23 protein-coding genes and 1 pseudogene are annotated in these 25,959 nt (G+C 53.5%); 11 read left to right on the forward strand and 13 right to left on the reverse strand.

Annotation, left to right across the window (positions count from 1 at the left end):
• Positions 1 to 32 precede the first annotated feature (32 nt).
• Both QVZ43_RS10410 and QVZ43_RS10415 read left to right on the forward strand, forming a co-directional pair.
• Complete coding sequence (locus QVZ43_RS10410; protein ID WP_302909881.1) at positions 33 to 1,514, forward strand: malate:quinone oxidoreductase; 1,482 nt, start codon at positions 33 to 35, stop codon at positions 1,512 to 1,514.
• Positions 1,515 to 1,583: 69 nt separating this feature from the next.
• On the forward strand, positions 1,584 to 2,042 hold the full coding sequence (locus QVZ43_RS10415) for a DUF1499 domain-containing protein (protein ID WP_302909882.1): 459 nt from the start codon (positions 1,584 to 1,586) through the stop codon (positions 2,040 to 2,042).
• Between the two features lie 53 nt (positions 2,043 to 2,095).
• Here QVZ43_RS10415 and QVZ43_RS10420 read toward each other — a convergent pair whose 3' ends face one another.
• Positions 2,096 to 3,286, reverse strand: coding sequence for a low temperature requirement protein A (locus QVZ43_RS10420; protein WP_302909883.1), 1,191 nt, complete (start codon positions 3,284 to 3,286; stop codon positions 2,096 to 2,098).
• A 164-nt stretch (positions 3,287 to 3,450) separates the two neighbouring features.
• On the opposite strand from QVZ43_RS10420, the gene QVZ43_RS10425 reads away from it, so the two are divergent.
• Both QVZ43_RS10425 and QVZ43_RS10430 read left to right on the forward strand, forming a co-directional pair.
• Positions 3,451 to 4,992 (forward strand): glutamate synthase-related protein, encoded by a 1,542-nt coding sequence (locus QVZ43_RS10425; RefSeq protein WP_302909884.1) that lies wholly within the window; start codon positions 3,451 to 3,453, stop codon positions 4,990 to 4,992.
• A gap of 198 nt (positions 4,993 to 5,190) precedes the next feature.
• Entirely contained in the window at positions 5,191 to 5,490 is a 300-nt protein-coding gene (locus tag QVZ43_RS10430) for a helix-turn-helix domain-containing protein (protein ID WP_302909885.1), read from the forward strand.
• A 354-nt stretch (positions 5,491 to 5,844) separates the two neighbouring features.
• Here the strand turns inward: QVZ43_RS10430 and QVZ43_RS10435 are convergent, their stop codons facing one another.
• Positions 5,845 to 6,744: a LysR family transcriptional regulator gene (locus QVZ43_RS10435; protein ID WP_302909886.1), complete on the reverse strand. Its 900-nt coding sequence runs from the start codon at positions 6,742 to 6,744 to the stop codon at positions 5,845 to 5,847.
• Positions 6,745 to 6,914: 170 nt separating this feature from the next.
• On the opposite strand from QVZ43_RS10435, the gene QVZ43_RS10440 reads away from it, so the two are divergent.
• The 7 genes from QVZ43_RS10440 (at position 6,915) to QVZ43_RS10470 (ending at position 13,356) form a co-directional block, all read left to right on the forward strand.
• A complete protein-coding gene (locus QVZ43_RS10440; protein ID WP_302909887.1) occupies positions 6,915 to 7,391 on the forward strand; it encodes a DoxX family protein in 477 nt (158 codons plus the stop codon).
• A 93-nt stretch (positions 7,392 to 7,484) separates the two neighbouring features.
• On the forward strand, positions 7,485 to 8,342 hold the full coding sequence (locus tag QVZ43_RS10445) for a DODA-type extradiol aromatic ring-opening family dioxygenase (protein ID WP_302909888.1): 858 nt from the start codon (positions 7,485 to 7,487) through the stop codon (positions 8,340 to 8,342).
• Between the two features lie 433 nt (positions 8,343 to 8,775).
• Positions 8,776 to 10,713, forward strand: a complete 1,938-nt coding sequence (locus tag QVZ43_RS10450; protein WP_302909889.1) for a PA domain-containing protein — start codon at positions 8,776 to 8,778, stop codon at positions 10,711 to 10,713.
• 158 nt (positions 10,714 to 10,871) lie between these two features.
• A complete protein-coding gene (locus tag QVZ43_RS10455) occupies positions 10,872 to 11,552 on the forward strand; it encodes a prolyl hydroxylase family protein (protein ID WP_302909890.1) in 681 nt (226 codons plus the stop codon).
• Positions 11,553 to 12,059: 507 nt separating this feature from the next.
• Positions 12,060 to 12,344, forward strand: a complete 285-nt coding sequence (locus tag QVZ43_RS10460) for a hypothetical protein (protein WP_302909891.1) — start codon at positions 12,060 to 12,062, stop codon at positions 12,342 to 12,344.
• 118 nt (positions 12,345 to 12,462) lie between these two features.
• On the forward strand, positions 12,463 to 12,918 hold the full coding sequence (locus QVZ43_RS10465) for a PaaI family thioesterase (RefSeq protein ID WP_302909892.1): 456 nt from the start codon (positions 12,463 to 12,465) through the stop codon (positions 12,916 to 12,918).
• 111 nt (positions 12,919 to 13,029) lie between these two features.
• Complete coding sequence (locus tag QVZ43_RS10470; protein WP_302909893.1) at positions 13,030 to 13,356, forward strand: hypothetical protein; 327 nt, start codon at positions 13,030 to 13,032, stop codon at positions 13,354 to 13,356.
• Positions 13,357 to 13,970: 614 nt separating this feature from the next.
• Here QVZ43_RS10470 and QVZ43_RS10475 read toward each other — a convergent pair.
• The 11 genes and pseudogenes from QVZ43_RS10475 to QVZ43_RS10525 form a co-directional block, all read right to left on the reverse strand.
• The gene (locus QVZ43_RS10475; protein WP_302909894.1) at positions 13,971 to 15,203 is read right to left on the reverse strand and encodes a sensor histidine kinase; all 1,233 of its coding nucleotides are present in this window, start codon (positions 15,201 to 15,203) and stop codon (positions 13,971 to 13,973) included.
• The gene (locus tag QVZ43_RS10480; RefSeq protein ID WP_302910649.1) at positions 15,203 to 15,880 is read right to left on the reverse strand and encodes a response regulator transcription factor; all 678 of its coding nucleotides are present in this window, start codon (positions 15,878 to 15,880) and stop codon (positions 15,203 to 15,205) included. The genes QVZ43_RS10475 and QVZ43_RS10480 overlap by 1 nt, the downstream gene beginning before the upstream one ends.
• A 54-nt stretch (positions 15,881 to 15,934) precedes the next feature.
• Positions 15,935 to 17,212 (reverse strand): tetratricopeptide repeat protein, encoded by a 1,278-nt coding sequence (locus QVZ43_RS10485; protein ID WP_302909895.1) that lies wholly within the window; start codon positions 17,210 to 17,212, stop codon positions 15,935 to 15,937.
• Between the two features lie 35 nt (positions 17,213 to 17,247).
• Positions 17,248 to 17,862, reverse strand: a complete 615-nt coding sequence (locus QVZ43_RS10490; protein ID WP_302909896.1) for an energy transducer TonB — start codon at positions 17,860 to 17,862, stop codon at positions 17,248 to 17,250.
• A 15-nt stretch (positions 17,863 to 17,877) separates the two neighbouring features.
• On the reverse strand, positions 17,878 to 18,288 hold the full coding sequence (locus QVZ43_RS10495) for an ExbD/TolR family protein (protein WP_302909897.1): 411 nt from the start codon (positions 18,286 to 18,288) through the stop codon (positions 17,878 to 17,880).
• Positions 18,289 to 18,310: 22 nt separating this feature from the next.
• Positions 18,311 to 18,835 carry a MotA/TolQ/ExbB proton channel family protein gene (locus QVZ43_RS10500; RefSeq protein ID WP_302909898.1) on the reverse strand — a complete coding sequence of 175 codons (525 nt, stop codon included), beginning with the start codon at positions 18,833 to 18,835 and terminating at the stop codon, positions 18,311 to 18,313.
• Positions 18,819 to 20,201 (reverse strand): MotA/TolQ/ExbB proton channel family protein, encoded by a 1,383-nt coding sequence (locus QVZ43_RS10505; RefSeq protein WP_302909899.1) that lies wholly within the window; start codon positions 20,199 to 20,201, stop codon positions 18,819 to 18,821. The genes QVZ43_RS10500 and QVZ43_RS10505 overlap by 17 nt, the downstream gene beginning before the upstream one ends.
• Entirely contained in the window at positions 20,198 to 20,989 is a 792-nt protein-coding gene (locus QVZ43_RS10510) for a DUF3450 domain-containing protein (RefSeq protein ID WP_302909900.1), read from the reverse strand. The genes QVZ43_RS10505 and QVZ43_RS10510 overlap by 4 nt, the downstream gene beginning before the upstream one ends.
• 12 nt (positions 20,990 to 21,001) lie before the next feature.
• Positions 21,002 to 23,386 carry a TonB-dependent receptor gene (locus QVZ43_RS10515; RefSeq protein WP_302909901.1) on the reverse strand — a complete coding sequence of 795 codons (2,385 nt, stop codon included), beginning with the start codon at positions 23,384 to 23,386 and terminating at the stop codon, positions 21,002 to 21,004.
• A 190-nt stretch (positions 23,387 to 23,576) separates the two neighbouring features.
• Positions 23,577 to 23,825: pseudogene (locus tag QVZ43_RS10520) on the reverse strand (IS30 family transposase); the annotation flags it as partial.
• Positions 23,826 to 24,778: 953 nt separating this feature from the next.
• Positions 24,779 to 25,387 carry a hypothetical protein gene (locus QVZ43_RS10525; protein WP_302909902.1) on the reverse strand — a complete coding sequence of 203 codons (609 nt, stop codon included), beginning with the start codon at positions 25,385 to 25,387 and terminating at the stop codon, positions 24,779 to 24,781.
• Between the last annotated feature and the right edge of the window lie 572 nt (positions 25,388 to 25,959).

Genomic DNA, 25,959 nt, shown 5'->3' on the forward strand with positions numbered 1-25,959 from the left:
AATACCCTGAACCGAAAAAGCGAGACAACGTTATGAACGTGATCATCATTGGCGCGGGCATTATGGGAACCACATTCGCCACGCTGGCCAAAGAGATGGCACCGAACCTGGACGTCACGATTCTGGAGAGGCTGGACGGTCCCGGAGCGGGAAATTCCTGGGTCTTCAACAATGCCGGCACCGGGCATGAAGCGAACTGCGAACTGAACTACACACCCGTGGACGAAGAGGTGATTTCCGTTGAAAAGGCGCTGAAAATTCACGCCCAGTTCAATGTCGCCAAGCAATTCTGGGCTTACCTTGTCGAAAAAGGCGCCATCAAAGATCCGTCAACGTTTATCAACCGCACCAAACACTGCACCATCGTTTCCGAAACGGCCATTAACGAACTGCGCCTTCGATTCAAGGAAATGTCGGCCCATCACTTCTTTGAGGAGATGCGCTATTCAGAGGATTTCGACGAGATTAAGAGCTGGATTCCTTACACCATGGAACACCGGCCTCGCCATGAAAAAATGGCCGCTACCAGCATCGAAACCGGCACCGACGTGAATTTCGGCGCGCTCACTGAACAAATGGCAACGTACGCTGAAAACGAGCTTGGGGTAAAAATCGAATACGGCACCCATGTGAGGCGCGTGCACCGCAGCCCTTCGGGGAGCTGGCTTATTGAGACCGACAGCAGGGGAGAGTCGGTGCAGTACAAGGCTGATGTCCTGTTTGTGGGGGCAGGCGGAGGCGCCTTCCCACTGCTGAAGAAAAGCCATCAGCCATTTGGACGCAGATTTACAGGATTCCCCGTGGGTGGCCGGTTCCTGCAGGCGCCGATTACCGCCGAGCAGGCCGAACATTACTGCGCAAAAACCTATGGCAAGGCGAAAGTCGGTGCCCCCCCCATGTCTGTGCCGCACTTGGACTTGCGGGTCGCTAACGGCCGGCATTATCTGCTGTTTGGGCCATTTGCCTCGTTCAAGCCCGTCCTTGAGAAAGGACGCGGCTTTTTCGATTACCTCAAATCGATGCGCCTCCACGACATTCCGGGCCTGCTGAACGTCACCTTCGAACACTTTCCCCTGGTCAAATACCTGGTATCCGAAACCTTCAAGGGCGAAAAAAGCATGCTGGAGGAGCTGGAAAATTTCGCGCCCGGCATCAGCAAACAGTTTGACTGGAAGCCAGTTGAAGCCGGCCAGCGGGTTCAGATCATCAAGGACGGGGACCTCCAGATGGGCACCGAGATCATCGTGTCCAGCGACAAAAGCTACGGGACATTATTGGGCGCCTCACCGGGCGCTTCTGTTTCGCCGGAGGTAATGCTGCGCGCGCTCGAACGCATGCTGCCCCAGTTTGTATTGAAAGACGACGCAAAGAAAAAGCTGCACGAGATATTTCCTGAGGCCGACCTGGACACGCTCATCAACAACCCGGCCCGATACAGGAAGATCCGGGATGCGGTCAACGAACGGCTTGGAATAACGGTAGCGGCGACCGAAGCGGAGGCAGCGACGTCCTGACGCTCGCAAACCTTTTCGACACACCCGGAACCAGGTCAGGGAAGAGCACTAACTCAAGAATGGACAACCATGAATAAACCGGGCCATGCGGCCATCCTTTGCTTGCTCGCATTGACAGGCTGCGGGTCTACCAACAACGTACCGCCGTCGGGCATCGAATTCAGGCTCGACGGCTGCCCACCACTTCTGAACTGTGCTTCCAGCGAGTCTGATGTGAGCCGGTATCAGGTGGACCCCATCGAACTCACCGAACCATTGACGCCTTCATCCTGGCAACGCATCCAGGAAGTTGCGCTGGCGTTGCCGGGAGCGTCGCTTCAGGAGTCCCGGTACGGATACCTACGCATCACCTGTTACAGCGAACTGTTCGGATTTCCGGATTACCTGGAGATTCTCGCCAGCCAGGATCAAAAAACTCTCAACGTTCGGTCCCAGTCGCTGCTCGGCATCTACGATATGGGCGTTAACCGAAAGCGGGTGAACCTGCTGAGAGAGAGCCTCTCCAATAGAGGACTGGCCGCAGAATAGATCCTGCACACGGAGAGAGTCGCTGCGATTAGCGTTCTCAGCCTGAATAAAGCTCACTCGTATCTGAACTGCCTCCACCCCCGGAAAAGGGGAATAGCGATCTGCGATAGGAGCGCCGTACCCCAGATCAGGTTGCCGATCACCGAAGGCACGTGGGGCACAATATAAAAGCAACTTATGGCAATAACTATTCCTGTGAGACGCACGTCGCCGCGCCCAAACTCCGAGGCAACCCGGTGCTCGACGACAGACCTGAGTACCCAGAGCATGGCAATGTAACCCGCCAACCCAAAACATCCGATGGCTGCATATTTGGTCGGGTAGGGCTCCCAGAACCCCACCTTCACCTCGGCAGCCAGCGCAACGCCAACCATAACGCCGCAGAGCATCAGCGCAAGATGCCCGAGCCACCATTTGACCAGCGTAGCTGGCCTTTCGTCCCTGGTTTTACCGTTGCCGATGAAGTCAAAGTAAAGCCAGCACATCACGAACATCGCGATGCCACCCCATACGAAATTGAACAAAACGTCGGGTGAAACTTTATAAATACCTTTTTCCGAGAGGGTCACCACCAGTTTAAAAAAACCCTCGCCAAGCACGATCAAGGTCAGTAACGAAAAACGCTCCGCCATATGCCCCTGACGCGGAAAGAAACGGGGAAAGCGGAGAACAGAGATTCCGGGAACCATATAAACCACCTGGGTGGCTACCATCGCAGCGGCAAAAACCCAGAAGCAGTAGGGCTTTGGCAGGAACGCCGTGCTTCCGAAAATAACGGCGAATATTGAGAAGTTTCTGATTTGCTCTGCGCACATTGGACACATCGTCCCGTTGGCACGCCCTGATCTGAAGTAAAGAAAGGCAAGCAACACGCGGTTCACCGCAAAACCGAGCGCAAAGTAGGTCCAGCCCTTGCTTTCGATGGCCGGGATGGCCGCTGCCATGAACATCACCGTACAAATCATCACCGACATAATGATCCGGTGCCAGATGTCGGTGCTCACATAGATAGAGTTGAAAATACTGAGCTCACCCCACGCATACCAGAGCGCCACAAAAAGCCCGGTAAAGATCAGAAAACCATCTACATCCAGGTTTTCGGACAAGTAGTTTCCAAGGAGAAATATGGTGACCACATGAATCAGGTCGTAAAACAATTCAGTCCAGTGAACGTGATCATTCGGCTGCCCAAGGTCCTTGTGATGCTGCGGCTTTCGCCACATCGGGTGGTCATGCAATGCCATAAAGCCGCTCATTTTCAGGTCGTTGTATTAAGGTTTGGGAGCCCGAAATCAATTACTCAGGTGACTTAAAGTTAAACCCGGTAGCGGGTCGGGGCTAGTCTAAGCTGAGAACAACCATTAAAGATGGACTCGTTTTCGCGAAGCATGGGGGAGGCTTTTTACCAATGAAACCGGTCATTGCCGACATCAAACCGGCGAAAGTCAGCTTAAAGAAAGGTGAAGATTACTATTTCTGCGCCTGCGGTCGGTCGTCAAACCAGCCTTTTTGCGACGGTTCGCACGCAGGCACTGACTTCAAGCCTCAGAAGTTCTCGCCGGACGACGACGGAGATGCGTTCCTGTGTCAGTGCAAACACTCCTCTTCAACACCCTATTGCGATGGCACTCACAAGAAATTCAGCGAATCTGAAAAGGGACAGCAGGGCCCCGGGATTGAAGAACCAAAATCTGGAGCGCCTTCCGCAAAGGCCACACAGGAGGAGCCCACGGTAGAGTTTATTCATGAACTGGCGCGGGAAGGGTTGTCGAAGATGGGGCACCACGGTCCAATGACAGCCATGGGCGTTCCACGTCATGAATTACCACACTGGGACGACCTTCAGCTCCTGACCGCCCAGATGGCAACCAAACCGCTAATGGAGGATGTTGAGGTCGCAACGGAAGTAGTGATTGGTCCCAATGCCCGAAAACCACTCAAGCTCAAAATCCCTCTGTTCGTTTCCGACATGAGCTTTGGCGCACTGAGCGAAGAAGCCAAGCTGGCCCTTGCCAAGGGGGCTGAAATGGCCGGAACCGGGATCTGCTCCGGCGAAGGCGGCATGCTGCCTGATGAGCAGCAGGCAAATTCACGGTATTTCTATGAATTAGCCAGCGCCCGGTTCGGTTACGACGAGTCACAGATTTGCAAGGTGCAGGCCTTTCATTTCAAAGGCGGGCAGGGTGCCAAAACCGGCACCGGGGGACACTTGCCAGGCAATAAAAACGTCGGCCGGATATCGGAAGTTCGAGGTATTCCGGAGGGTGAGCCGGCCATTTCACCCCCGACCTTTACAGAGCTCCGCACCACCACGGATTTCAAGGAGTTCGCTGACCGAGTTCGGGAGTTAACCGACGGAATACCCATCGGATTCAAGCTGAGCGCGAACCATATTGAGGAGGACATCCAGTTTGCGCTGGATGCGAGCGCCGATTACATCATCCTGGATGGCCGAGGCGGTGGCACCGGTGCTGCACCAGAAATATTCCGCGACCACATCAGCGTGCCAACCATTCCCGCGCTGGCCAGAGCACGAAAGTATCTGGACGAGAACGATCCCACCGGCAAGGTATCACTTATTATCACCGGTGGCCTCCGGGTGCCCACCGATTTCGTGAAGGCGCTTGCCCTCGGGGCTGATGCGGTAGCCATAGCAAACAGTGCGATGCAGTCCATTGGCTGCGTTGCTGCAAGAATCTGCAACACCAATAACTGTCCCGCAGGCATAGCGACGCAGAAAGCCGATTTGCGACAGCGCCTGAACGTCGATCGTTCCTCTGTACAGCTCAGAAATTTCCTGGAGGCCTCGACTGCATTGATGAAAGTTCTTGCCAGAGCCTGCGGCCACGATTCGCTGGAGAAGTTCACGAGATCCGACCTGACCACATGGAAACGGGATATGGCATTTTTATCCGGTGTCCGTTTCGCGGGGGTGGTAGCACCAGATTAATCCAGAGCTTTTAAGAAAGAGGGGGCCTGTATTGCGTGTTAATCTGGCACCCGGCAGTTTGATGGCGAATGTTGGCGGATATGTGCGACCGTAGCCACCCGGCGCCATTGCTATTGTGCAGGCGTTCTGGTGAAACTCATTACCGGGCAGCCCACAAACGTGCCCCAAACAAATTTCAAAAGGACAGGACGCTCGACCGTGAATGAAAGCCCCTCAAAAACCAAAACCAGTTTTTACAGGCGCCTGTATATTTCCTGGTTGATCAGCTCGGGAACCAACAGCGTTCCTGCGATTATTGAGGCCACGGGCATGCCTCGCCGAACGGCACAGGACACGATTAACGCGCTTCATGAAATCGATGTCCATATAGAGCACGTGGGGTCCACGAAGGCCGGGCACTATGAAGTGAAAGATTGGGGGGCCATAAATCCGGAGTGGCTCGCGACCAACGTCGAGCGCCTGCGGGAAACGCTGGGTTATCCGCCGCTGGCCAGCTAACTCTGCCAGAATGGCATTACCGACGAACAGTGTCCGCCTATACCCCCGGATTTATGGTAATAGGATCGTGCGAAGTTACTCGTACGTCGCTCTGAATCTTACTTATCGGCGAGCTTGCCAAAGGCGAAACGCAGCGCGAGCGCTAAAGCAAAAAATCCAGTCAGACCACCGAACAAGGTAACAACCGGAATCAGGTTTGCCATGAGTTTGTAAGCCTCCATTGATTAAGTGTGAGCAGCATCCACTCAAGTGATTAGCGTGCAACATGTGAATAACCTAATTTTACTGAAAAATGCACAAAAATGAGTATGAGATAACCAGTACGCGCCGAACTAACTCTTCATCTCCGCCTATCTAAAATTCATCCCAATACGGCGGATCGCCAAAATAACCATCGATGAAATCTATAAAACTCCGAACCTTGCTGGCCAGCAGCTGACGGTGCGCATAAATCGCGTAGAGCGCCATGGGTTCGGGCTCATAGTCTGGCAGAACCACCTGTAGCTGTGCTTTTCGTATGGCAGCACCCGCGATAAACGTTGGCTGCAGAGCAATGCCTGCGCCAGAGATGGCTGCAGCCACGAGCACATCACCGTTATTACTGACCATGCTCAAAGGCTGCCGGTTACGCTGCAAGCACTTGAGGGCAGAGCCGCCAAGACCGGGATCCATGTAGCTGTAGTGAAGATAATGATGGTCGATCAGATCCATGGGTTGCTCCGGCGAGCCATGACGTTGCAGGTAGTCCGGAGAGGCGCACAACACGACTCGCACAGGTGCAATGCGTTTGGCGATGAGCGACGAGCTTCTCAAGTGCCCTATGCGCAGAGCAATGTCGAACCCTTCCTCAACGATATCCACTTTTCGATCGTTTAATTGCAGATCTACCTTAACCCCGGGATGGGCTTGCTGAAACGCACTCAACAGGGGAGCCATATGGTGAATGGCAAAGGAAACCGGCGCGCTGATCCTGAGGGTGCCCCGGGCATCTGCCTGCAGGTCACCGAGCTGGCTCTCCATATCCTCAATATCGGCGAGCACCTGCTGGGCGCTCTGGTAATAGCCTTCGCCAGCTTCAGTGAGGTTGACGCGGCGGGTCGTGCGGTTCAGCAACCGAACACCCAGTCGCTGCTCCAACTGGGAAACGTATTTGCTAACCAGCTGAGGCGAAGTGTCCAGCCGGTTCGCCGCCTGGGTAAAGCTGCCTTCCTGCACAACCTGCACGAACGCCCGCATGGCGTCGATCCGATCCATAACGGCTTACTCCTTGGTGAACTCGACTGCACCATTAACATCGTTATGTTGATAATAACTCAACAGAGGAGATCTTATTCTTTGTTTTTAATGACAGTAAAGTGGGTACATCAATCGGGAACAAGTCCCGGCGACAAGAAACTGGAATAACCTGATACGAGGTGACCACGATGAACGCAACATTTTTTAAAGCACTCCTTCAATCCAATGCGGGGCTTGCGGGCCTTATCCTTCGAGTACCGGTCGGTGTCATTCTGGCCGCGCACGGGGCACAGAAACTGTTCGGATGGTTCGGCGGTTATGGCCTGGAGGGCACTGGCCAGTGGATGGCCAGTATTGGCCTGGAACCCGGCTACCTGATGGCGCTGCTCGCCGGCGGCGCGGAATTCTTTGGCGGACTCGCTCTTGCCCTGGGCTTCCTGACTCGGCCAGCGGCCCTTGCGAATGCCGTCGCGATGCTCGTCGCCATCTTCGCGGTACACATCGATAACGGCCTGTTCATGTCGAACAACGGCTATGAGTACGCTCTGACGCTGTTTGTTGTCAGTGTTGCCGTACTGATTCAGGGCGGGGGTCGCTTTGCCATCGACAACACCTTGCTCACCAGCCTTGGCGGAGGCAGCGGGCGCCGGACAGCACTTGCCTGAGCCCCATCGTTATCGGCACTGATCACATCCGCGCACAGCCACTCCATGCATTGCGGGGTGGCTGTTTCCTCGTCAGATTGACAGGGAGCATCCATGCCAAGACACATCGACACTCTGTTTATTTCCCACGGGGGAGGGCCGTTGCCACTTCTGGGCGACCCGGAACACCATGAGCTGGTCGAGCAGCTCACAGCTCTTGGCAAGTCGCTAAACCCACCTTCAGCGATACTGGTGCTCAGCGCTCATTGGGAAGCACCCGTTGCAACCATCACTGCGGGCGCCAATCCCTCATTGATCTACGATTATTACGGTTTTCCAGCGGAATCCTACGCCATTGAATACCCGTGCCCCGGTGCACCGAACCTTGCACGACAGGTGCATGACGCGCTCAAAAAGGCAGGTTTGCCGACGTCGCTGGACGAAGAAAGAGGGTTTGATCACGGACTTTTTGTACCTCTGAAACTGATGTTTCCGCAGGCAGACATCCCGTGCATTCAGCTGTCTCTCATGAATCCCCTGGATGCCGGCACTCACATAGAGATTGGACGAGCTCTACAGACCCTCGACGTTGACCGCCTCCTCGTGATTGGCTCAGGCTTTTCGTTCCACAACATGCGGGAGTTCTTCAACCACTCTGACCCGGAATCAAATATCCGCAATGAGGCCTTCGAAAAATGGCTGGAGGATACCGTCTGCAACCCGGACCTGACCGAGGCTGACCGCACGAAGCGTCTGATTTATTGGGACCAGGCACCCAGCGCGAGATTCTGCCATCCGAGAGAGGAACATCTGGTGCCACTGTTCGTGTGCTACGGACTCAATGAGCGACCGGGCACTCAACACCTGTCGGCAAGGATTCTGGGCAAGAAAACGGGAACGTTCATCTGGAGCGGCAGCAAAGGAATGCTGAATCTCAACGCCCACACCTCCCGGTGTCGCATGCCGGAATAAACCTTTTGCTCAGATGCAGTGATCAATCGGCGCCATGCTTTCCGGATCGCTTGCAATGCTCTGGCCCATTTCTCGAATGCCTCAAGCAGTGACTTGCCAAATTGTTCGTGATGCTCATTGAGCACAAAGGTCCTGCTGCCATTCAACGAACTCCACGACATAGGGAAATGACGGTGGCGAACAAATGAACGGGAACTTGTCGCTGTTGCATGCCCGGCACAGTAGGACACGTCAATGCGTCAGAATCCTTTACATATAGCGCCACCGACCACATCACCGGCTTTTGCAACCCCATAAAGTTAATCCGTTATTTTTTCATGGCATGCATATGGCTTATTTTTACGCTGGTCAAAAAGGCCACGCAACTCAGGTCCGAGGGAATTATGTAGTCGTCGAGACAATGATAAAAAAATAAAGAAAGGGAAGACGCACTATGAAGCAACCAAAAGCGTTCACGCCTGGTTTGGCAATCATTTCAACCTTTATGGCATTCTCGGTTTTAGCAACACCACCACCGCTGGTTAGCGACGACCCCCACGAAGAAACCCACGACGAATCTCAACCTCTACTCGGCATTTCTGACGGCCACGTTCGTTCCGATCCGAGCGCCCCTCTCATGGAACACGATGCCGCAGTAGCCGGCATCATCAGTGATGCGCCGTTCGCCAAGGTTACCAAGAACCTGGCCGAAGCCGGTCGCGGCGAACGGCTTTCTCCAAACTCTACAACCGACGTTTGGGCGCTGGGCAACTATGCGTACACCGGAACTTTTAATAGTCCGTGTGGCGGCGACCCGGAGGCGGGCATCTGGATATGGGATGTGCGCAACAAAACCAATCCAGAACGTGTCGGGATCATTCAGTCTCCAACCGGCAGCCGCACTAACGATGTCAGGGTCGCATCGATGGGTTCCGGGGACATCCTGGTGCATTCGAACGAATCGTGCGCTGGAGGACCTGGCGGCTACGAGATTTATAACGTCGACGACCCCTCAAATCCCGTCCACTTGGCGAGCGTACAGACCGACGACGTCAACCTGTTTCTGCGTGACAACTTTGGCTTTACCGATTTCGGCGTGCACAACCTGTGGCTTTTTACCCAGGGCGCCAAGGACTATGTCGCCGCAACGGTTGAGTCCGAGATAGGCAACTTCCAGATATTCGACATTACCGATCCGACTAACCCCACCCTGGTGGGTTTCTGGGGCGCAGAGCAACTGCATCTTCCCGACATAACTGATTGGGTTAATTTAAGTGACTTTGGCGTCATTCTAGATGCGGATGCTTATCTGTTCAGTGGCTTCGGCGCTTCGCAAAACCGTTTTCTACATGACGTCACCATCACCGCCGACGGCACCAGAGCTTATCTTGCCAATTGGGATGCGGGCCTGGTTTTGCTGGACATCAGCGATCCGGCTAATCCCCAGGTCGTTTCGGTCGCCCTGGATCCAGCCAATGGCTCACTCGATGGCGAGGTCAACAGCCACTCAGTCTGGCCTAGTGAGGACGGCACGATCGTGGTCGAAGGTGAGGAGGACTTCAGCGCCTGGGAGGCCACGATTGCCCCTGGCAATGTGACGTTCGGCAACGGCAACCCCATTCCGGGTGTAATCGCGGCAACCTCGACAGGTGATGCATTTGAAGCAAGCCAGACAGGTAACGCCGGATTCATAACGGCATCCAGCGTGGAAGTCACAAGTGGGCCGCTGACCGACTCGGTCTTCGGGGCCAATGAATTCAGCGGAAACAACTTCCCGCTTGGTGCAGGCTCGTACTCAGGTAACTTCGTTTGGATAGGCCAGGCTTGTAATGGCGACCCGATTCTCAATCCGCTCGGGGCCGGTGATATTGCTGTCGTTCGCCGCGGTGCCTGCACATTTTCGGAGAAGTCTGTGAACGCGTCAAACGCAGGAGCTGGCGCAATCGTCGTGACCAACAACAATTCAAACTCGACACCTTGGAGCGGACTTCGTATCTGGAACTATTCTGACCCTGCCAATCCCATACTGGCCTCGATTTTCGACACCGAGTGTTCAGCCTCGACTGCACCTGGTGGCAATTGCGACGCCCGGGGAACCTATTCGAGCCACAATGTCCTGGTTGAGACCAGTGATGGAAGGGTGAAAGCGTATATTTCCTGGTATAGCGATGGCGTAGTGGTATTGGATGTCACCAATCCGTACGATCCTGTTGAAGTTGCTCGATACCATCGCGCCGGCACTGAGTTCGAAGCTGAAAACGGCGGCATCCAGGATATCTGGGGAATTTACAAGGTTCCCAATGAGCCATGGATTTATGCATCTGACCGTAACGGAGGACTTTATATTCTGAAGGAGTACGGCTCGGGCTCTGCCAAGAACGGCAGAGACTAACCAACCAACAGGTGACATTCGGTAACGGAGGCGGTGCCAGGCACCGCCTCTTTCTTTAGTACTTCCCGTGGGTGTCCATCTCAGGAGCCGGTTTTTCCCAAATCTGGCTGGGACTAATGCGAGGGGAAGGCTTTGAATCAGGGAGGCTCGTTTCTACCATGGATATTCGCCTTGGAGATTTCTACGAAACCGGAAAGCGGGTGAACGAAGACCCCCTGATTGTGGTCTTCGAGGACTTTCTCAAGCCCAGGGAAGTCGAACAGCTGGTCAGCGCCGCACAATCCAAAATGAAGCAGGCCCTGGTCAGTGCTGCAGAATCCGGAGTTGAAAGCTCTGGACGGACCGGCAGTAATTGCTGGATACCCCATGGCTACAACGCAATTGTCGAGAGTCTGGCCCAGCGTGTTGCCGATGTCGTTGGCTTGCCGCTTCAGCACGCTGAATCCCTGCAAGTCGTTCACTATGATGAAGGTCAGCAGTACGCGCCTCATTATGATGCATGGGATGCAGGCACTGAACGTGGCCAGCGTTGCATGGCCCGGGGTGGCCAACGCCTGATTACCTGCCTGATGTACCTCAATAATCCGCAGCAGGGTGGTGGTACTTCCTTTCCCAATCTGGACATGGAAATCAGGGCCCGAAAAGGCCGCATGGTCCTGTTTCACAATTGTCAGCGGGGCAGCAATGTCCGCCATCCCGACAGTCTGCATGGCGGCATGCCGGTACTGAGCGGGGAAAAATGGGCCTGTAATTTCTGGTTTCGTGAGCGGCCTTATCAAACAGCACCGAGCATGTCGCGCAAATCCACACCAACTCCGAAATTCAAGCGTGTTATCTAGGAGCGTATGGCAGCAGGCGTGCGCGGGAAATTTAGTACTTTGTGGTCTCGTTTTTTGGTCCGTTTTCGCTCACTCCGGGGTACCTCATGAGTCCTGTTTTGATCGTAGGCTGCCAGCCAAAAACCACCCAAAAATGGTGTTTTGACACTGCCACCGACACCCTCCAAAAAGCTGTTCATTAACACAGCTATAATGAAAAACACTCGAATTAAGCTCGATTCCTGCCGCTTTATTTTCAGGCCGTGCAAGCTTTTTCCCAGAGCGCTTTCTGTATCCCTATGTTTTTACCTGATGAAAATTCCGAGTGCTCGATTTGAACTTGCACGAGCTTGCACGATTAGCTCGATGCACATTTTTCGCAGGAAAGAGCGCCGAAAATTCCGTGTTGATGCCCCCCTGTCTGTATGAATTAGATTGGGAATTGGTGGTGTGATCTCGGTTTGGACGGGAGGCTGCGATTGAGGTTTAATGCGAATTCAAACTAATAAGCTGTTATGTGGTAGTGCTATGAATCGTCGTTACGATGTCTTCGATTTTATTATGGTGGTCGGTTTTGTTCTGATCGTCGTGGCGATCGGAATAGCTTTGCTAATTCAGGCTGCTGATAACTCTGAAGCTTTGGCCATCGCGGGAGTGTGGGTTATTGCCTCGTTTTGTTTATCGGTTTATTTGCACGGCATCCTGCAAGGAGTTTCGAGGCTTGAGATCAAGGTACCCAAAAGGCTTGCGGTGCTGGCCTTCGGCATCAGTGGGATCCTATTCGTTTCGGCCTGGATGGTTAACGGCACATAACCAGGCGCTTAAATACGTTACGGCCACAAAGGGCGTGGCCTCCACCGGACAGCCACTGCTTCGCAGTGCCTGCCGTTTAGCTTGGCGTTATGCGCACAGTTAGTTTGGAGTTTTGGCCGTGAGTAAAGTGAAGATATCACAAACATTGTCTCAGTCTATTGAAGCTGGTGATTGGCAGGAAATAGAAAGGTATTTTAACGACTCAGATTTTGCCAAGGCTCTAGGAATCATTGTCAATTTGGATGATCCGGCCAATCCTCGATGTGAAGTGAATGAGATAAAAGATTTACATATTGGAGGTGTTGGTCAGTCGTATATAAACGGTGCTGTAATTTCAGCGATATTTGATCTGGTGATTGGTTTGTCAGCCCTCGGATATGCATCTGAGGGAAATTTCGCTACATCAAATGTGAATATACGGTTTGTAAAGCCGGTTGAAAGAAATAGGTTTTATGCAACTTCAAAAGTCCTAAGAAAGATCGGCAATATTATATTTTCCGAGGCTACACTGTTCAATTTTCATGGAGAACCCTGTGGGCAAGCGCATGGTGAAATACGTGTTGGCATTAAGTGAAACGCATAGCAAGGCGCATCACCATCGCCCACTGTGTGGGCTGGACCTCGCTACGCGAGGCCGGTGTGCTTGGCGTTTGGTTCTTGTTCCACAATACGCGGACCTTTCCAAATGAAAAAAGAAGCGCTTATTGTCAGGCTGTTTTTTGCCAAAATGAAGCCAGCGTTTTTCCAGCTTTCTGAGGAAGAACAAAGACAGTTTATGGCCAGGGATAGAGCTAATCTTGACGCATTGGGTATGAAGGCAATTTCCATGATCGATTGCACCCAAAGCGATGACGAATGGGAATATATCGGCGTAGAAAGCTGGCCCTCAATGGAGGCTGTGAAGGAAAGGGAAAAATTTGAAAATGAGGAGCTAAAGATCTCCCGGTATGTTGAATATAAAGTTCATCTGGGTGTTGAGAAGTCCTTCGAGGAATACGGCCAACCCCAGTGAACATAACAAGTGAATCTAGCAGACCGTTTTGCGCTGGCGCGGTAAACGGAGGCTTATTCAGGGGGTTAAGGGTTTTTATATTACCTGCTCTAATAGCGCGTTCGGCGGCCCTGGAGCCCGACCATCAGGATCGCCACAGGCATATAACAGGTGAGTCCTTCGATAAATTCAGGCTTATGGTGCAGGTTTTAAGCCTGCAAAGGTGTACCCGGCCGAAAGCGGAAAGGGACAACTAAACAGCACGCCACTCGTTACCTGGCGCTCCGAATGCCTTACCGGTCGGAGCGCCAAACAAACCTTGCCCCTCCCAGCTCCACACCTTCAAATTTCAGTCAAATTACTAAACAAACTTAAAGTAGATCCTAGAATAGGGCGCTCATTCCGATTTCCACACAAAGTACCAAATCTGTCGTCCGATTACGGGATCGATACTTCCACGCTCAGAACGAGGAAGTCATAGGATGCGGGGGGCTCAATTTGCAGGGCACCTATCTAAACAAAAGCGAACATTCAGTTCATTGGCTCAGCGCCATCTAAAGAGCCCATTCAGACGTGGCGGCACGACCGACAAACTGAATGAGAAAGGGAAAGAGCTCAACTTGGTTCCCCTGCTATCACCAGGAAAGACGAGCGACTACATGTTTCTCATCGGCGAGTAGAGAAAACGACCAGCCGTTGCGCTCACACAGACGCTGCACAATGCCCAAACCTAAACCATACCCATGAGACTGCGATTCCATAGCCGGTGTTTGCCGCTCATGAGCATCACCATTCACCTGATTGGTGACCAAGAGCTCATGCTCTTTGATGCGAATTGTGATCGATCCCTGCGCGTTGAGCGTGTGTTCAAATGCATTGCGCACCAGGTTATTCACCGCAATGAAAAAGGCCTGCGGATGTCCTTTGACGTTTGGTTTCGCGAGTTCTTCGATCTCGACGTCGAGGGATTTTCGGCTCAGAAGATAGCGCTGCTGATCAATAGCCTTGCTCACCAGTGGCATCACTGAAAACTCTTCGTCATACAATCCATCGTCGGTTTCGCGAGCGAGGCACAGGAACATTTCAATCGTGGTTCTCATATCGAGGGTCGCGCGCTTCACTCGATTAAGCGCCTTCACATCGGTTGCTGGCAGATCGCTTTGTTCCAGCAGCTCAAGTGCGCCTGTTATCACGGTGATTGGTGTCCGCAACTCATGACTGGCAGAACTGGTAAAGTAACGTTCCCTCTCAACAAATGCGCTGATACGCTCAAAGGTCTTCTCGATGGTCCGGGCAAGCACGCCAACCTCATCATCGCCAAACCGTTTGGCCTCAATGCGCTTATGATCTTCGGCTGTAAGTTGTTCTGGGTTGATGTCAGCGACGGCGCTGGCGAGTTGCACCACGGGGGCGACAGCTTTGCGCATAACAATAATGCCCAACCCGAAACCAAGAGCAGCGAGCGCCGCTACAGCACCGGCGATAAAGAGTAGCCACCACCAGTCCTCTGACGACGCAGCTTCAATCCCGGCCACATCGAAAACCACAAAGCCACGTCGCTGCTCATTGTCGGTAGGTACCACCGCCACATGCAGTTCTTTTTCCTCGAATTCGTACAATCCTTCACTCGGGTTTGTTTGGGCCAATCCCCTCAGTGATTCAGGCAAGCTACCGATATCATCGTATCCACGAAGGTCCATCGGCATAGAGGGATAGCTCTTTGCCGCACGCTGGAGCTGCTGCTGCAGCACACGGTCTTCAGTTAACTTGATCGCACCGAAGAAGGCGAATCCCCAGGCCACGCTGAGCACCGCAACGCACATTGCAAAGGCAATCGCGACACGCGTGCGTAAACTGTGCCGATACATTACTGAGCATCCTCTGCAATTCGGTATCCAATGCGATGTACGGTATGAATCAGCGGTCTATCGAACGGCCGATCGATAGCCTGACGTAGCTTGTACAAATGCGAACGGAGGGCATCCCCATCGGGCCGCTCGTCAGCCCATAACAGGGTTTCGAGGTCATCCCGAGAGACAACGGATGGCGCCGCCTCCATTAGTCGTTGTAGCAGTTTCATGCAAGCGGGGGTGAGATCGACACGCCGTCCTGCACGATGCACTTGCAGTGTGGACCTGTTCATCGTCAGATCACCAACCGTTAACAGATCGTCGGTTTTCCCGTGACTACGTCGATACAACGCCTGCAATCGCGCATGGAGTTCCTGCAAGGCGAATGGCTTGACGAGATAGTCATCAGCTCCCGCCTCGAAACCTTTGAGTTTATCGTCAAGCGTGTCTCTCGCCGTAAGCATAAGCACGGGGGTTTCTGCTTTAGCGTCAGCTCGAAGCTTCTTGCAAAAGCTCAGACCATCCATTCCAGGAAGCATCAGGTCCAAAACAATAACGTCGATTGGATTGGTCAACGCCAGGTACATCGCGCTGATGCCGTCATAGGCAAAGTCCAGAACATAGTTATGCTTTCCAAGGTACGCAGCGATGTTCTCGCATATGTCGCGGTTGTCCTCGACGATCAACACTCTCATCGGCGCCACACCAAGCACGTTTTCCATCTGCTGCTCTCCGTTATCAGGGGTAAATCAGTTGCGGGCCAGTTGTTCGCGTCGTTGTTTCTCCTTCTCAAGATACTGAATCCAACGACGCGCTTCATCTATACTGTCATCGTAATTCGCTGCCTGACGGAAGCTATCTATGGCCTCATTCAGCCGGTCCAGATTGTAGAAGGACAGCCCCAACAACAGGTAAGCGTTGTCGGCCTGACCCAGCTCACCTTTTTCCAGACCCTTTCGAATGAAAGCGACAGCCTGCTCCCACTGATCCAATTGAAAATAGGTTTGGCCGAGGCGCACTTCCAATTCTCCGGTGTTTGACAGATTGGCCGCCCTGATCAGCGCAGGCAAAGATTTCTCGGCTTCCTGGGCCATGGACCAGGCGCTGGAAAGCAGCAGTAGGTTGTCCTCGTTCTCGCTGATGCTGCCGTTTTTCATTCCTTTTTCCAGAACTCTGGCGGCTTTGTAGGGTACGCCTGCCCGCAGGAGCAACTGGGCCAGCTTGATCAGCTCCTTTTCCTCACTCAACAGATTCTGACGGTAGGCGATCTCCAGGGCACTGAGTCGCTTGTCTGCCTGTTTAAGCTCACCGTAAACGTCGGACAGTTGCATCCAATAGCTTTTCTTCGGGTAGTGTTTCACCAACTTTTCCAACACCCTGGCCATGGCGGTGTAATCATTCAGTTCGAAGTGAACCGCGCGCAGCAGCATATACCAGTCTTCTCTGGGCACCTCGCCCTGATTTTCCAAAACCGCCACGGCCTCCCGAGCTGGCTTCAGGGCTTTGCCAAACTCCTCAATTTGATAGTAGGCCTGCGCAAGGAAAACGTAAGCCTTCGGAGCAGGGTTGGTCACCTTTTTGAACCAGCGTTCAAACAGCTCGATCGCGCTCTTGTAATCCTCGCGCACAAAATACAGCTGCCCCAGGCTGTAGAGGGCCTCGGTTTCCAGGGCTTCGGGCAAGTCGCGTTGATCTAGCAGGTTCTGGTACGCCTGAATGGCGCCATCGTAATTGTCCTGGGAAAAATAGAGTGAGGCGTAGGATTTCCACATCATAGCGACTTCGTAGCTGTTCAGGCCGCCCCGATCTTGCAGTCGATCCAGGGTCGTGATGGCCTCGGAGGTCAGATTCTCTTCGGCTTTTTTCTGGGCTTGGGACAAAACACTGTAAACCCTTTCCCGCATCGTGGGCGTGGTGACGGTTTTCCGCTCGGCGCTGTCTTGGGCAGTCTGCGCGTGCACCACCTCAGGTAATTGCAGCAGCGCGCTTACTACGCCGAAGCCGGCGGTGAAAGCCAGCGTTTTCATTAGCGACATCGGGGTTGGTTTCGCTCTGCCTGTTTTCATTGTTCTAGCCGAAAGGTAATTCGATTCTGGACGCCCGCCACATCCACGGCTTCCCCGTTGACGACTTTGGGTTTGTATTTGAACTTCAGCGCCGCACGGACGGCGGCATCGTCAAACACGTTTGGCGGATCAGACTCGATGATCACCGGGTCCTTGACCGCCCCGGTTCGGGTCACGGTGAACTCCAGAAGGACATAACCCTCAATGCCCCGAGACAAAGCCCGACGCGGGTAGACCGGCTGAACTTTCACAATGGGCAAGTAGTCGCCGTCGGAAGCGCTCAAACCGAAACCGGTGGCAATGTCGAGGCCGGACTCCAGGGCCAGGGGAGGGCCGGATAAATTAGATGGCGTTTCATCCATTCGAGGGCTTTCAAACTTGGGTGTCGCTGGTTCTGGAGGCGGTTGCTCTGGCTCCGGGGGCTTTTCCGGTTTGCGTTCCCGGGGCTGCAAGGTCTCTTCTTGCTGAAGACGAACAAAGTCCACCAGGTAGCGTTCGTTGTCATCCTTCAGTTCGTTGTTGGCCGTGCTGATAACGGTAACCATGGCCACGAACAAACCCAGGGTCACCAGACCTGCGGGAACAATAGCGACGATCAATCTTGGAAACATTGGTATTAATAGCCGTCAGCGTTCATTGGCGGCAATGGCCACGTTATAGACCCCAGCCGCCCTGGCCGCGTCCATCACTTGCACCAATCGTTCATTTTTGGAGTCCTTGTCGGCCTGGATAACCACGGTACCCTGGGGATTTTCCGCGTGCAGTCGTTCGATGTTGGCGCGCACGGAGCGGGGGTCCACCTGCCGTTTGTCGATCCAGATCTGGTTACGCGAATCAATGGCGACAAGAATATTAGCCCGTTCCTTCATGACGGCCGTGGTGGCTTCGGGCTTATTGACATCAATGCCCGCTTCCTTCACGAAGGACGCAGTAACAATGAAGAAAATCAACATGATGAACACCACGTCCAGCATGGGTGTGAGATCAATGTCCGATTCATCTTCCTCTGTCTGGAGTTTGCCCAAGGCTCGGCGCATGAATGGTTCCTCTCGCAGTGCATTAATCGATGGTCAGGCGATCTTCGATAAGCTCGCTTTCCCGTTGGGCGAAACGTTTTAGATAGGTGATCGCGAACAACCCGGACAGGGCACCCACCATGCCGGCCATCGTAGGGATGGTGGCCTTGGAGACGCCCGATGCCATCACCCGCGCATTGCCGGTGCCGACCAAAGAGATGGATGAAAACACTTCGATCATCCCGGTCACCGTGCCCAGCAGGCCGAGTAGGGGACAGATGGCAACCAGCGCTTGAATCAGCGGCAGGGTGGCGGTCAACGACTGCTTGCACCTGGAAATCAGTGCTTGCCTGATTCGTAGCGCGCACCAGGATTTGCGGTCGGCTCGTCCCTGCCAATGCGCCAGCGTTCGGCGCCGATTCGCACGGTATTGAGTCTGAAAGAACCAGACCCGTTCGAGAATCAGCGTCCACATAACAAGGATGGTGACGCCGATGATCGTCAGGACGTCGCCACCAGTTTCCAGAAAGATCAGAATGGCTTCATAGGCATCAAGCAGTGTGGCCATGTTCCTGCTGCTCCATCCGTTCTGCGATCAATCCCGCGCTTTGCTCCTCCAGAGTATGAACCACGCCCTTTGCCATGGTGCTCGCGATGCTGTGCATGAACACCGTGGGAATAGCCACCAGCAGACCCAGCACCGTGGTCACCAGGGCCTGGGATATGCCGCCCGCCATGAGCTTGGGATCGCCGGTGCCAAACAGGGTTATGGCCTGGAAGGTCAGAATCATGCCGATTACCGTACCCAGCAGCCCCATCAGCGGCGCTGCGACGGCAATGATCTTCAGTAGGGGAATAAACCGCTCCAGGCGCGGTCTCTCTCGGATAATGGCTTCCGCCAGTTTCAGTTCGAGCGTATCCGGGTCCACGGCGCGGTTTTCCTTGTGAACCGCCAACACCCGTCCCAAAGGGTTGTTGTTTTTCACTTCCGAGGACTTCATCTGGGATTTAATTTTGCTGCGCGTCAGGGAAAGCGTGATGATGCGTTCGAGCGCCAACAGCAAGGCCAGGATGCCAACCGCAATAATGATATAACCGACGATGCCACCCGACTCGACCCGCTCCCGCAGGTTCGGTTCCTTGATCAGCGCTTCCAGCAGTGCGCCTCGCGTGGGGTCGATGCCGAATGGAACCAACGCTCCGGGGTTGGCTGAGGCCAGATCACGGGTGGTTTCGGTAAAACGGCTGGAAGGTTGACGCACCAGTTCCGCGACCTTGTTGGTGCTGTGGTTATAACGGAGGTATTTGCCATCGGACACCAGATTAAAAGCGCCCACACGGATGACGTCGCCTTGCTGTTCCAGACCGGTCTGATCCACCACCGTGGTGGCAAACCTGACCACCTTTCCGGACTCCGTCATCTCCCGCTGCAACTCGAACCACAGGCGTTCCATTTCCTCAATGGAGGCGAGCTGCGAACTGGTCCCCATCTTTTGTGCCAGAGCCGAGAGGAAATCGCCCCGGCCTTTGAACTGCGCACTGATAATGGAATTCTCAAAATTGCTGGCCGTGTCACCGGCTACCTGCTGCAGCACGCCGAACAACTCTTTCAGTGAACCCAGCCGCTCATCAAGCGATGCCTGCAGTTCCGCCAGATTCTGTTCATTCTCTTCGAAAGCCTTTTCCAACTCGGTACTTTGGGTTTCTTCCTGTTCGCGGGTGGCCCTGGCTTCAGCCAGGAGCACCGCCTGGTCATCTCGGGCGGCCTTGAAGCGGGCTTCCCGGGCCTGGTTTTCCTTGTCTTCCGCCAGTTTTCCCTGTTTCACCAGTTCCAGCAGCGAATCCAGATCTTGAACCGGGGTAGCCGCGCCGGCATTGAAAGCCAGCAGTAAGGAACAAATCACCGGCAGATAGGCGCGCTTAATAGGATTCATTCCGCCGCCTCCGGTCCGGGTACGGGTAATTTCAACAGGTTTGGCGCCACTTCCTTGCGGGCAATGCGCAAACCTTCCTTGATCGGCGATCGATACTGATCGGGCAGTGAGACCCATTGGCGTTCAGTTTGATCCCAGAGGCCGCTGTGCTGTGCGTTCTCCGTTTGGTATATGAGCGACACCCGGCCAATGCGCAGAAAATCGACTTCGCGGGGAGTGCCGTCAAGGTCAAGGGTGCCCGAGTAGGCTTCGATGGTGCGCCCGTACTCGTTTTCAATTTGATAGGCTTCCAGTACCTTTCGAAACTTCTCTGCGACCGAAACATCCGCACGGTCCATGAGCGATTCAAGATTCTCAAGCCGCTCCTGACGTTCCTGCTCTAGGAACGGCACGTCCAGTTCCACGAATTGGCGCAGGCCATCCACCATCCGCAACATCAAGGGAATGACCTGACGCTCGATCACCGTTACGCGGTCGATAGAGTCACGCAGCGACTCCAATTCGCTCATCTGACTGGCGATCTGCTTTTTCAGTTGCCCGTTGTAAACCCGCAGGCCATCGATCTCTTTGATGACCATCCGGTATTCACTGAGCAGCTTGTCCGTTTGTTCCGCCACGCTGTCGATTCGCTGTTGCGAGGCCTTTGCGGCCTCGTTTGCAGCGTTGTTGGTGCCGGTGACCTGCTCCAGGTCTGCAGCCAGCGCAGAACAGGGCAGCGATACGGCGCTCCAACCGCACCATAGAAGCAGTGACAAGCAGCGTTTCATGGGCTTACTTCGGGTTCTCATGGTCTCTGTCCCTTACCAGGCATAGTCCAGCCGCAGGCCAATCAAGGGTTCCGCCTCAGCGTCGTCCTTCACTTCAACGCCCCGGCGATAGTCAAACTCGGTGTCGTCGCTCGACGACGTTGCCGTCACGTTGATGACATCGAGAAACGCCGTCAGATCGACGGGGCCAAAGGCGCGCCGGTAGTCCACGCGAGCGTTCAATGAACCAGAACCGCTCTTGCGGCCAACACTGGTCTCAGTGATCTCTTTCGAGTAGCGCAGGGGTTCGCCTGGTCCCAACACGTCCTCGTAAATCACAAACCGGTCGTCTGGCCGGCCAGACAGGTATTTGTAGCGCGCGGCGACCTTCCAGCGGTCGTTAATTTCCCAGGTGAGGCCGAGGGTAGCGACGTGCTTGCGGCTAAATTCAGCGGCGACATCGCCCCGTCCGTCTTTCCGGTCGACCACGGCGTCGTTGTAGGAATAGGTGGCAGTAGCGTACAAGCCTTCGGTGATCGTCCCGTTCACCACGAAATCAACACCGTAGGACGTGCCTTCACCGATGTTGTCAAACGTACCGTCTGCCCGGTCTTGATCCACAACAAGGTCGTCGAGGATTTGGTAGTAGGCCTCCGTTAAAATCGACCAGTTGTAGTTGGGGAAGTACTCGACACCAATACTGCTGTGGGTGATTTTTTCGTTTTTGAGGTCGTTTGACTCGTCGGCGGCAAGCTCTAAATACCGGGGCGACTGATAGAAGAGCCCTGCGGTCGCGAAATACCTGACAGCGTTGTTCGGGCGCCAGTTGACGCTGAACCGGGGCGACGCAAGGTTTTCATCGGTAAAACCGTCACGTTCAAGGCGCAGCCCCGTGCCAAAGTCCCAATCCCCGACTTCAAAAACCTGCTCGACATAACCGGCATAGCTCGTCTCTTTGCGATTGAGGGAGGAGTTGATGTTCTCTGGCGTCAGCACGATGTAGCGCTGGTTGGGGTCTGGCCTGAAATCATTCTGGTCATAGACAAATCGGATCCAATCGCCGTCCAGAACCGTGTTGTAGTCCAGCTCTACCTGCGTCACCTGAAGGCCGCCGTTGAAAACACCCCATTGATTCAATGTCTCGAAGTCACTTCGCCAGCCGATCTCTGTTTCTTCTTCACCGACGGTGATGATGTCTTCCCGTACTGGATAATCGGAAGGAGACGCCCCTTCAGGTGCTTGCTCGGGAAAGGCCTCGCCCTCTGAACTGATCTTGTCGCTGGAGCGGTAATAAACTTTGTTGGTCAGAACGGCCGTATCACCAACCAACGATCGGAGTGTCAGGCCGTACAGGTCGCTGTCTTGTTCAGCGTCCTGAAGCGCCGTGTCCTCGAAGTTGGGAGATTCGGCCACGTTGAACACGTCGCGGGTGTAGTCTTCGTGGGTGTCGATCAGCAGAACTTCGACCGTGTTGTAGTCGTTAATGGGGTTCACCGACTTTACGATGACGTCTCTTATAACGGGGTCACCAATGTCGAGCTCTTCGATGGTTTCGAACAGCTGACCGAAATCCAGGCGCCGGGCGGATACAAGCAGCGTAGAGTCGTCGGTGATCCCGGTAGGGCCGTCGTAGCCCACTTCATAGCCCGCCAGGTCGAGGCGCAAACTTGCCGACGGACTGGGGTTGCCATCTGCGACGTCCAGTTTCAGGAGCGATGCCGCACGGCCACCATAAGCTGGGCCCCAGCCACCCGGAGAGAACTCCGCACCACTGATGACATTCGGTGCGAAAATCGAGAAGCGGCCGCCACCGCCGACATCCTCTTCTTCACCCAGGGTCGCATCAAAGTGCACCGCTTTATCAAAGGGAAACTCATCAACGAACAACAAGTTGTCCCTTGGGCCACGACCGCGGACACTGAAACTAGCAAACTCATTTGCAGATGCCAGTCCAGGTAAGCCGTCCAGAGAGAGCAGGGGATCTGCGCCACCGCCTACGGCACCTCGTAATGCTTCTCGATCAAGGAAGGTGCTGCTCGGTGATGCCAGTACTTCCGCTTGCTGGCCTAAAACCACCACTTCCTCAATTGGCTGCTCCCTCAGCTCGAACTCAATCTTGATATTCTTGCGAGTAACCACGCGAACGCTTGGCTCAAAGGCGGAGGCGAACCCGCTTTTGGCCAGGTTCACCGAGTAGAGGCCCGGGTCCAGCTGATCAACGACAACACGACCTTCTGAATCAGTTTCTAGAGACTGAGTGACCCCGGTCTCCCGCTCTGTGAGCGAAATCTGCACGGTTGAGAGGGGCCGATCCGTATTCTGGTTTTTGACAATGATGGTCAGCGCACCGGGCGCCTCTTGCGCGTGGGTAAAAAGTGGAAAGCCAATCAAGAGCGCCCACAGAGTCCACCACGATACCTCTCTCAAGTGCCAGCTCATTTGCTTTCCTCCCAGGAATCGGCCGAATTTATGTGACGAAACGCTGGGAGGATAACAACGCGAATGTGACTAAAACGTCGCTGAAATGTGGTAGTTACATCAGGTTGGAATGCTGGGGCTGGGGCGAACGGAAAAGCGGAACCTCTCTCAATGAACCACTTAGGGGCCGATGAGAGACACCGCCTGAAACTCAGCAATGATTGTTTTCTGAACGTTCGCTCTGCGAGGTGAATTCAATCGGTCGATGCAACCGAGCCTGTGAGTGTACTGACAGGTCGGTGCCTTTGGGCAAGTTATGCCTGAGCAGCCGGTTGGTGTTTTCATTTGAGCCTCTTTGCCAGGGACTCCTGGGATCACAGAAGTACACCTGGATGTCAGTGGCCAACGTGAAGTTGGCGTGTGTGACCATCTCCGTGCCACGATCCCACGTTAGAGTTTTTTCCGGGACGTCTACCAAAGCTTGCCCGCACCCCCGATCAATACCACTCATAGGTGCGCATAATGTATATTATGTTAAATGGTATATATTCTGCCCATACCAATAACACTCTGTTTAACAACGCCCGCTTCACACACACCGCCCCTTGCGGGCAAACGAAAAAGGCAGCCATCAGCTCAAGCCATTTACCTTAAGTGTGGCTAAGCTTTGCCAGCGTTAAGGATATAGATAAAAACGGCGACCATTGGTCGCCGTTTTTTCGGTCGAAAAAACTGAACAGAGTGGCTCCGGAGTCCTTGTGTTTCGCCCTTACTTTTTCACCACAGATAAGTGGCATTGAAACCATTATGTGACAGCTCGGGTCGCAAAGCGGACATTCAGATCAAAGTCCGAATGGCTTCTTTTCAGGGGTTTGGTGCCATCCGTATCGGGGCAAGTCAATTGGCAGCGCCTGGCTGAATATAGGGGTGTCGGGGCCTTACAGTGGTCTGGAATCTCTGCTAAAAACACAGCAGTTAAGAAGCTCTTTCACTAATCGCCTTTATCAAAGTATCTAAATCTGTGTCTCGTAGATCGAGTTTACTGGCTTTTTCTGCGACAAGGCAAAGTTCTCGAAGGTTGAGCCTTCTATTGATAACCATCTCCATGAGACTATCAACAGGTCTTGCCCCGAAAGGTAACTCGGCCTCCAGCTGCAACAAATCAATGAGGCGCTTGCCGTCTCGACGATTTTTTGGGTTGTCGCAATTAGTTTCTGGCACTCCCTCTTTCTGCCTCTGCTCCCGTACGCGCTCATTAGAGTTGCGGCAGCATGCATTGTTTCCAGTGACAAGACCGTCCACGCGATCAAAGAGCCTGATCCACGGCTGCAAGACTAAAGGGACGAATCGCCCTTCAAGTATGAGTGCTATCTGACGAACTTTCAGGCCACGCAATGCCAGTTTTTAGGGGGTTTAACGGGGCCCTTTCTTCCGGCTCAAACTCCGGCGATACACCAATATTCCCAGCCCCAAGGCGTACAGGCTAAGTGTCGAGGGCTCGGAGACTTTTACCCACCGATCAGCCTTTCCCGCCATGCCATCAAAATAAAGATTATGCACACCTGAAAAGCTTCCTTCGTTAAAAGTAAAACTGTCGAATTGATCCATCCAGTTTCCCATCCCAGTAAACCTAACCTCATCCTCTGCCCACCAGCTTATGCTATAGGGAGTTGCTTGATCACTGGCGCTATCATACGACAGCCACAAATTTCCTAGCTTAATCCGAAATTCGACTAGTCCGCCGCAAATATCATGTATCCAGCAGGGATCATATTTGTTTAGGGAATCTCCGGGATCGCTGTAAATCAATGTATCCAAATCGTAAGTAATAAACCCTTGATACCGATCTCCGACCTCGGGCCACCAATCATAGGCGTCTGGATTTGCTTGACCAGCTTCCAGATTGGCTTGAAATCGGCTATCGGAGACATTCGTAATAGAGCCACCAAACACGTAGGTGATAGGCCTTGCACAGAGGGTAGTGCTTACGAGCATGGAAACAGCGATAGCAAGTAGCTTCATACCGAAAATCCTTTTGCCTTTTCTTGTTAGAATTTTGCTCCTAGCTCTATCAATCAATATCTATTCCAATGATTTGAACTTGCTGTTTTTATGGGCATGAATTCTTTTGATCAAAACGAAAAACGCATGAAATGTAAATAAACCCGACATCCAAAACGGTTTGGCCAATTCCCTGAAAACGGAAAATCAGGTCGCATAGCGGACATTCAGAATGGCCGATCAAGGCCTCCAGAAATGCCTCCGTTTGAGGCTCCAGGTTGTAGTGCTATCTGGGGATAATCCAATCATAGGCCTGGAGTGTCTAGTGTACCGGGGTAAGTCCAAAGCGTTTATCAGACGTTATCGTAAACGCAATTAATACCTGGCTGGCCTTGCTGATTCGCTCCTACTGTTTTGGAAAAGCGAACAACCCGGAATCCCTTGAAACCCATGGGTTGAAGTACACACCAAGACATGTCGAAAATATTTACATAAAAATTGATCATTCTTGTTAGATTTTTACAAGATACTGTTTTAACTAGCAATGTAATTCCGGCACACTTATTGCTTTAAATAATATAATAAAGCGCTAT

It is taken from the genome of Marinobacter suaedae, from assembly GCF_030519635.1.
GTDB lineage: Bacteria > Pseudomonadota > Gammaproteobacteria > Pseudomonadales > Oleiphilaceae > Marinobacter > Marinobacter suaedae.

What these genes read in the sequence shown, in the direction of transcription:
- QVZ43_RS10410 (WP_302909881.1), top strand. Translation starts at nt 33, where the DNA reads ATGAACGTGATCATCATTGGCGCGGGCATTATGGGAACCACATTCGCC.
- QVZ43_RS10415 (WP_302909882.1), top strand. Translation starts at nt 1,584, where the DNA reads ATGAATAAACCGGGCCATGCGGCCATCCTTTGCTTGCTCGCATTGACA.
- QVZ43_RS10420 (WP_302909883.1), bottom strand. Translation starts at nt 3,286, where the DNA reads ATGGCATTGCATGACCACCCGATGTGGCGAAAGCCGCAGCATCACAAG.
- QVZ43_RS10425 (WP_302909884.1), top strand. Translation starts at nt 3,451, where the DNA reads ATGAAACCGGTCATTGCCGACATCAAACCGGCGAAAGTCAGCTTAAAG.
- QVZ43_RS10435 (WP_302909886.1), bottom strand. Translation starts at nt 6,744, where the DNA reads ATGGATCGGATCGACGCCATGCGGGCGTTCGTGCAGGTTGTGCAGGAA.
- QVZ43_RS10440 (WP_302909887.1), top strand. Translation starts at nt 6,915, where the DNA reads ATGAACGCAACATTTTTTAAAGCACTCCTTCAATCCAATGCGGGGCTT.
- QVZ43_RS10445 (WP_302909888.1), top strand. Translation starts at nt 7,485, where the DNA reads ATGCCAAGACACATCGACACTCTGTTTATTTCCCACGGGGGAGGGCCG.
- QVZ43_RS10450 (WP_302909889.1), top strand. Translation starts at nt 8,776, where the DNA reads ATGAAGCAACCAAAAGCGTTCACGCCTGGTTTGGCAATCATTTCAACC.
- QVZ43_RS10455 (WP_302909890.1), top strand. Translation starts at nt 10,872, where the DNA reads ATGGATATTCGCCTTGGAGATTTCTACGAAACCGGAAAGCGGGTGAAC.
- QVZ43_RS10460 (WP_302909891.1), top strand. Translation starts at nt 12,060, where the DNA reads ATGAATCGTCGTTACGATGTCTTCGATTTTATTATGGTGGTCGGTTTT.
- QVZ43_RS10470 (WP_302909893.1), top strand. Translation starts at nt 13,030, where the DNA reads ATGAAAAAAGAAGCGCTTATTGTCAGGCTGTTTTTTGCCAAAATGAAG.
- QVZ43_RS10475 (WP_302909894.1), bottom strand. Translation starts at nt 15,203, where the DNA reads ATGTATCGGCACAGTTTACGCACGCGTGTCGCGATTGCCTTTGCAATG.
- QVZ43_RS10480 (WP_302910649.1), bottom strand. Translation starts at nt 15,880, where the DNA reads ATGAGAGTGTTGATCGTCGAGGACAACCGCGACATATGCGAGAACATC.
- QVZ43_RS10485 (WP_302909895.1), bottom strand. Translation starts at nt 17,212, where the DNA reads ATGAAAACGCTGGCTTTCACCGCCGGCTTCGGCGTAGTAAGCGCGCTG.
- QVZ43_RS10490 (WP_302909896.1), bottom strand. Translation starts at nt 17,862, where the DNA reads ATGTTTCCAAGATTGATCGTCGCTATTGTTCCCGCAGGTCTGGTGACC.
- QVZ43_RS10495 (WP_302909897.1), bottom strand. Translation starts at nt 18,288, where the DNA reads ATGCGCCGAGCCTTGGGCAAACTCCAGACAGAGGAAGATGAATCGGAC.
- QVZ43_RS10500 (WP_302909898.1), bottom strand. Translation starts at nt 18,835, where the DNA reads ATGGCCACACTGCTTGATGCCTATGAAGCCATTCTGATCTTTCTGGAA.
- QVZ43_RS10505 (WP_302909899.1), bottom strand. Translation starts at nt 20,201, where the DNA reads ATGAATCCTATTAAGCGCGCCTATCTGCCGGTGATTTGTTCCTTACTG.
- QVZ43_RS10510 (WP_302909900.1), bottom strand. Translation starts at nt 20,989, where the DNA reads ATGAGAACCCGAAGTAAGCCCATGAAACGCTGCTTGTCACTGCTTCTA.
- QVZ43_RS10515 (WP_302909901.1), bottom strand. Translation starts at nt 23,386, where the DNA reads ATGAGCTGGCACTTGAGAGAGGTATCGTGGTGGACTCTGTGGGCGCTC.
- QVZ43_RS10525 (WP_302909902.1), bottom strand. Translation starts at nt 25,387, where the DNA reads ATGAAGCTACTTGCTATCGCTGTTTCCATGCTCGTAAGCACTACCCTC.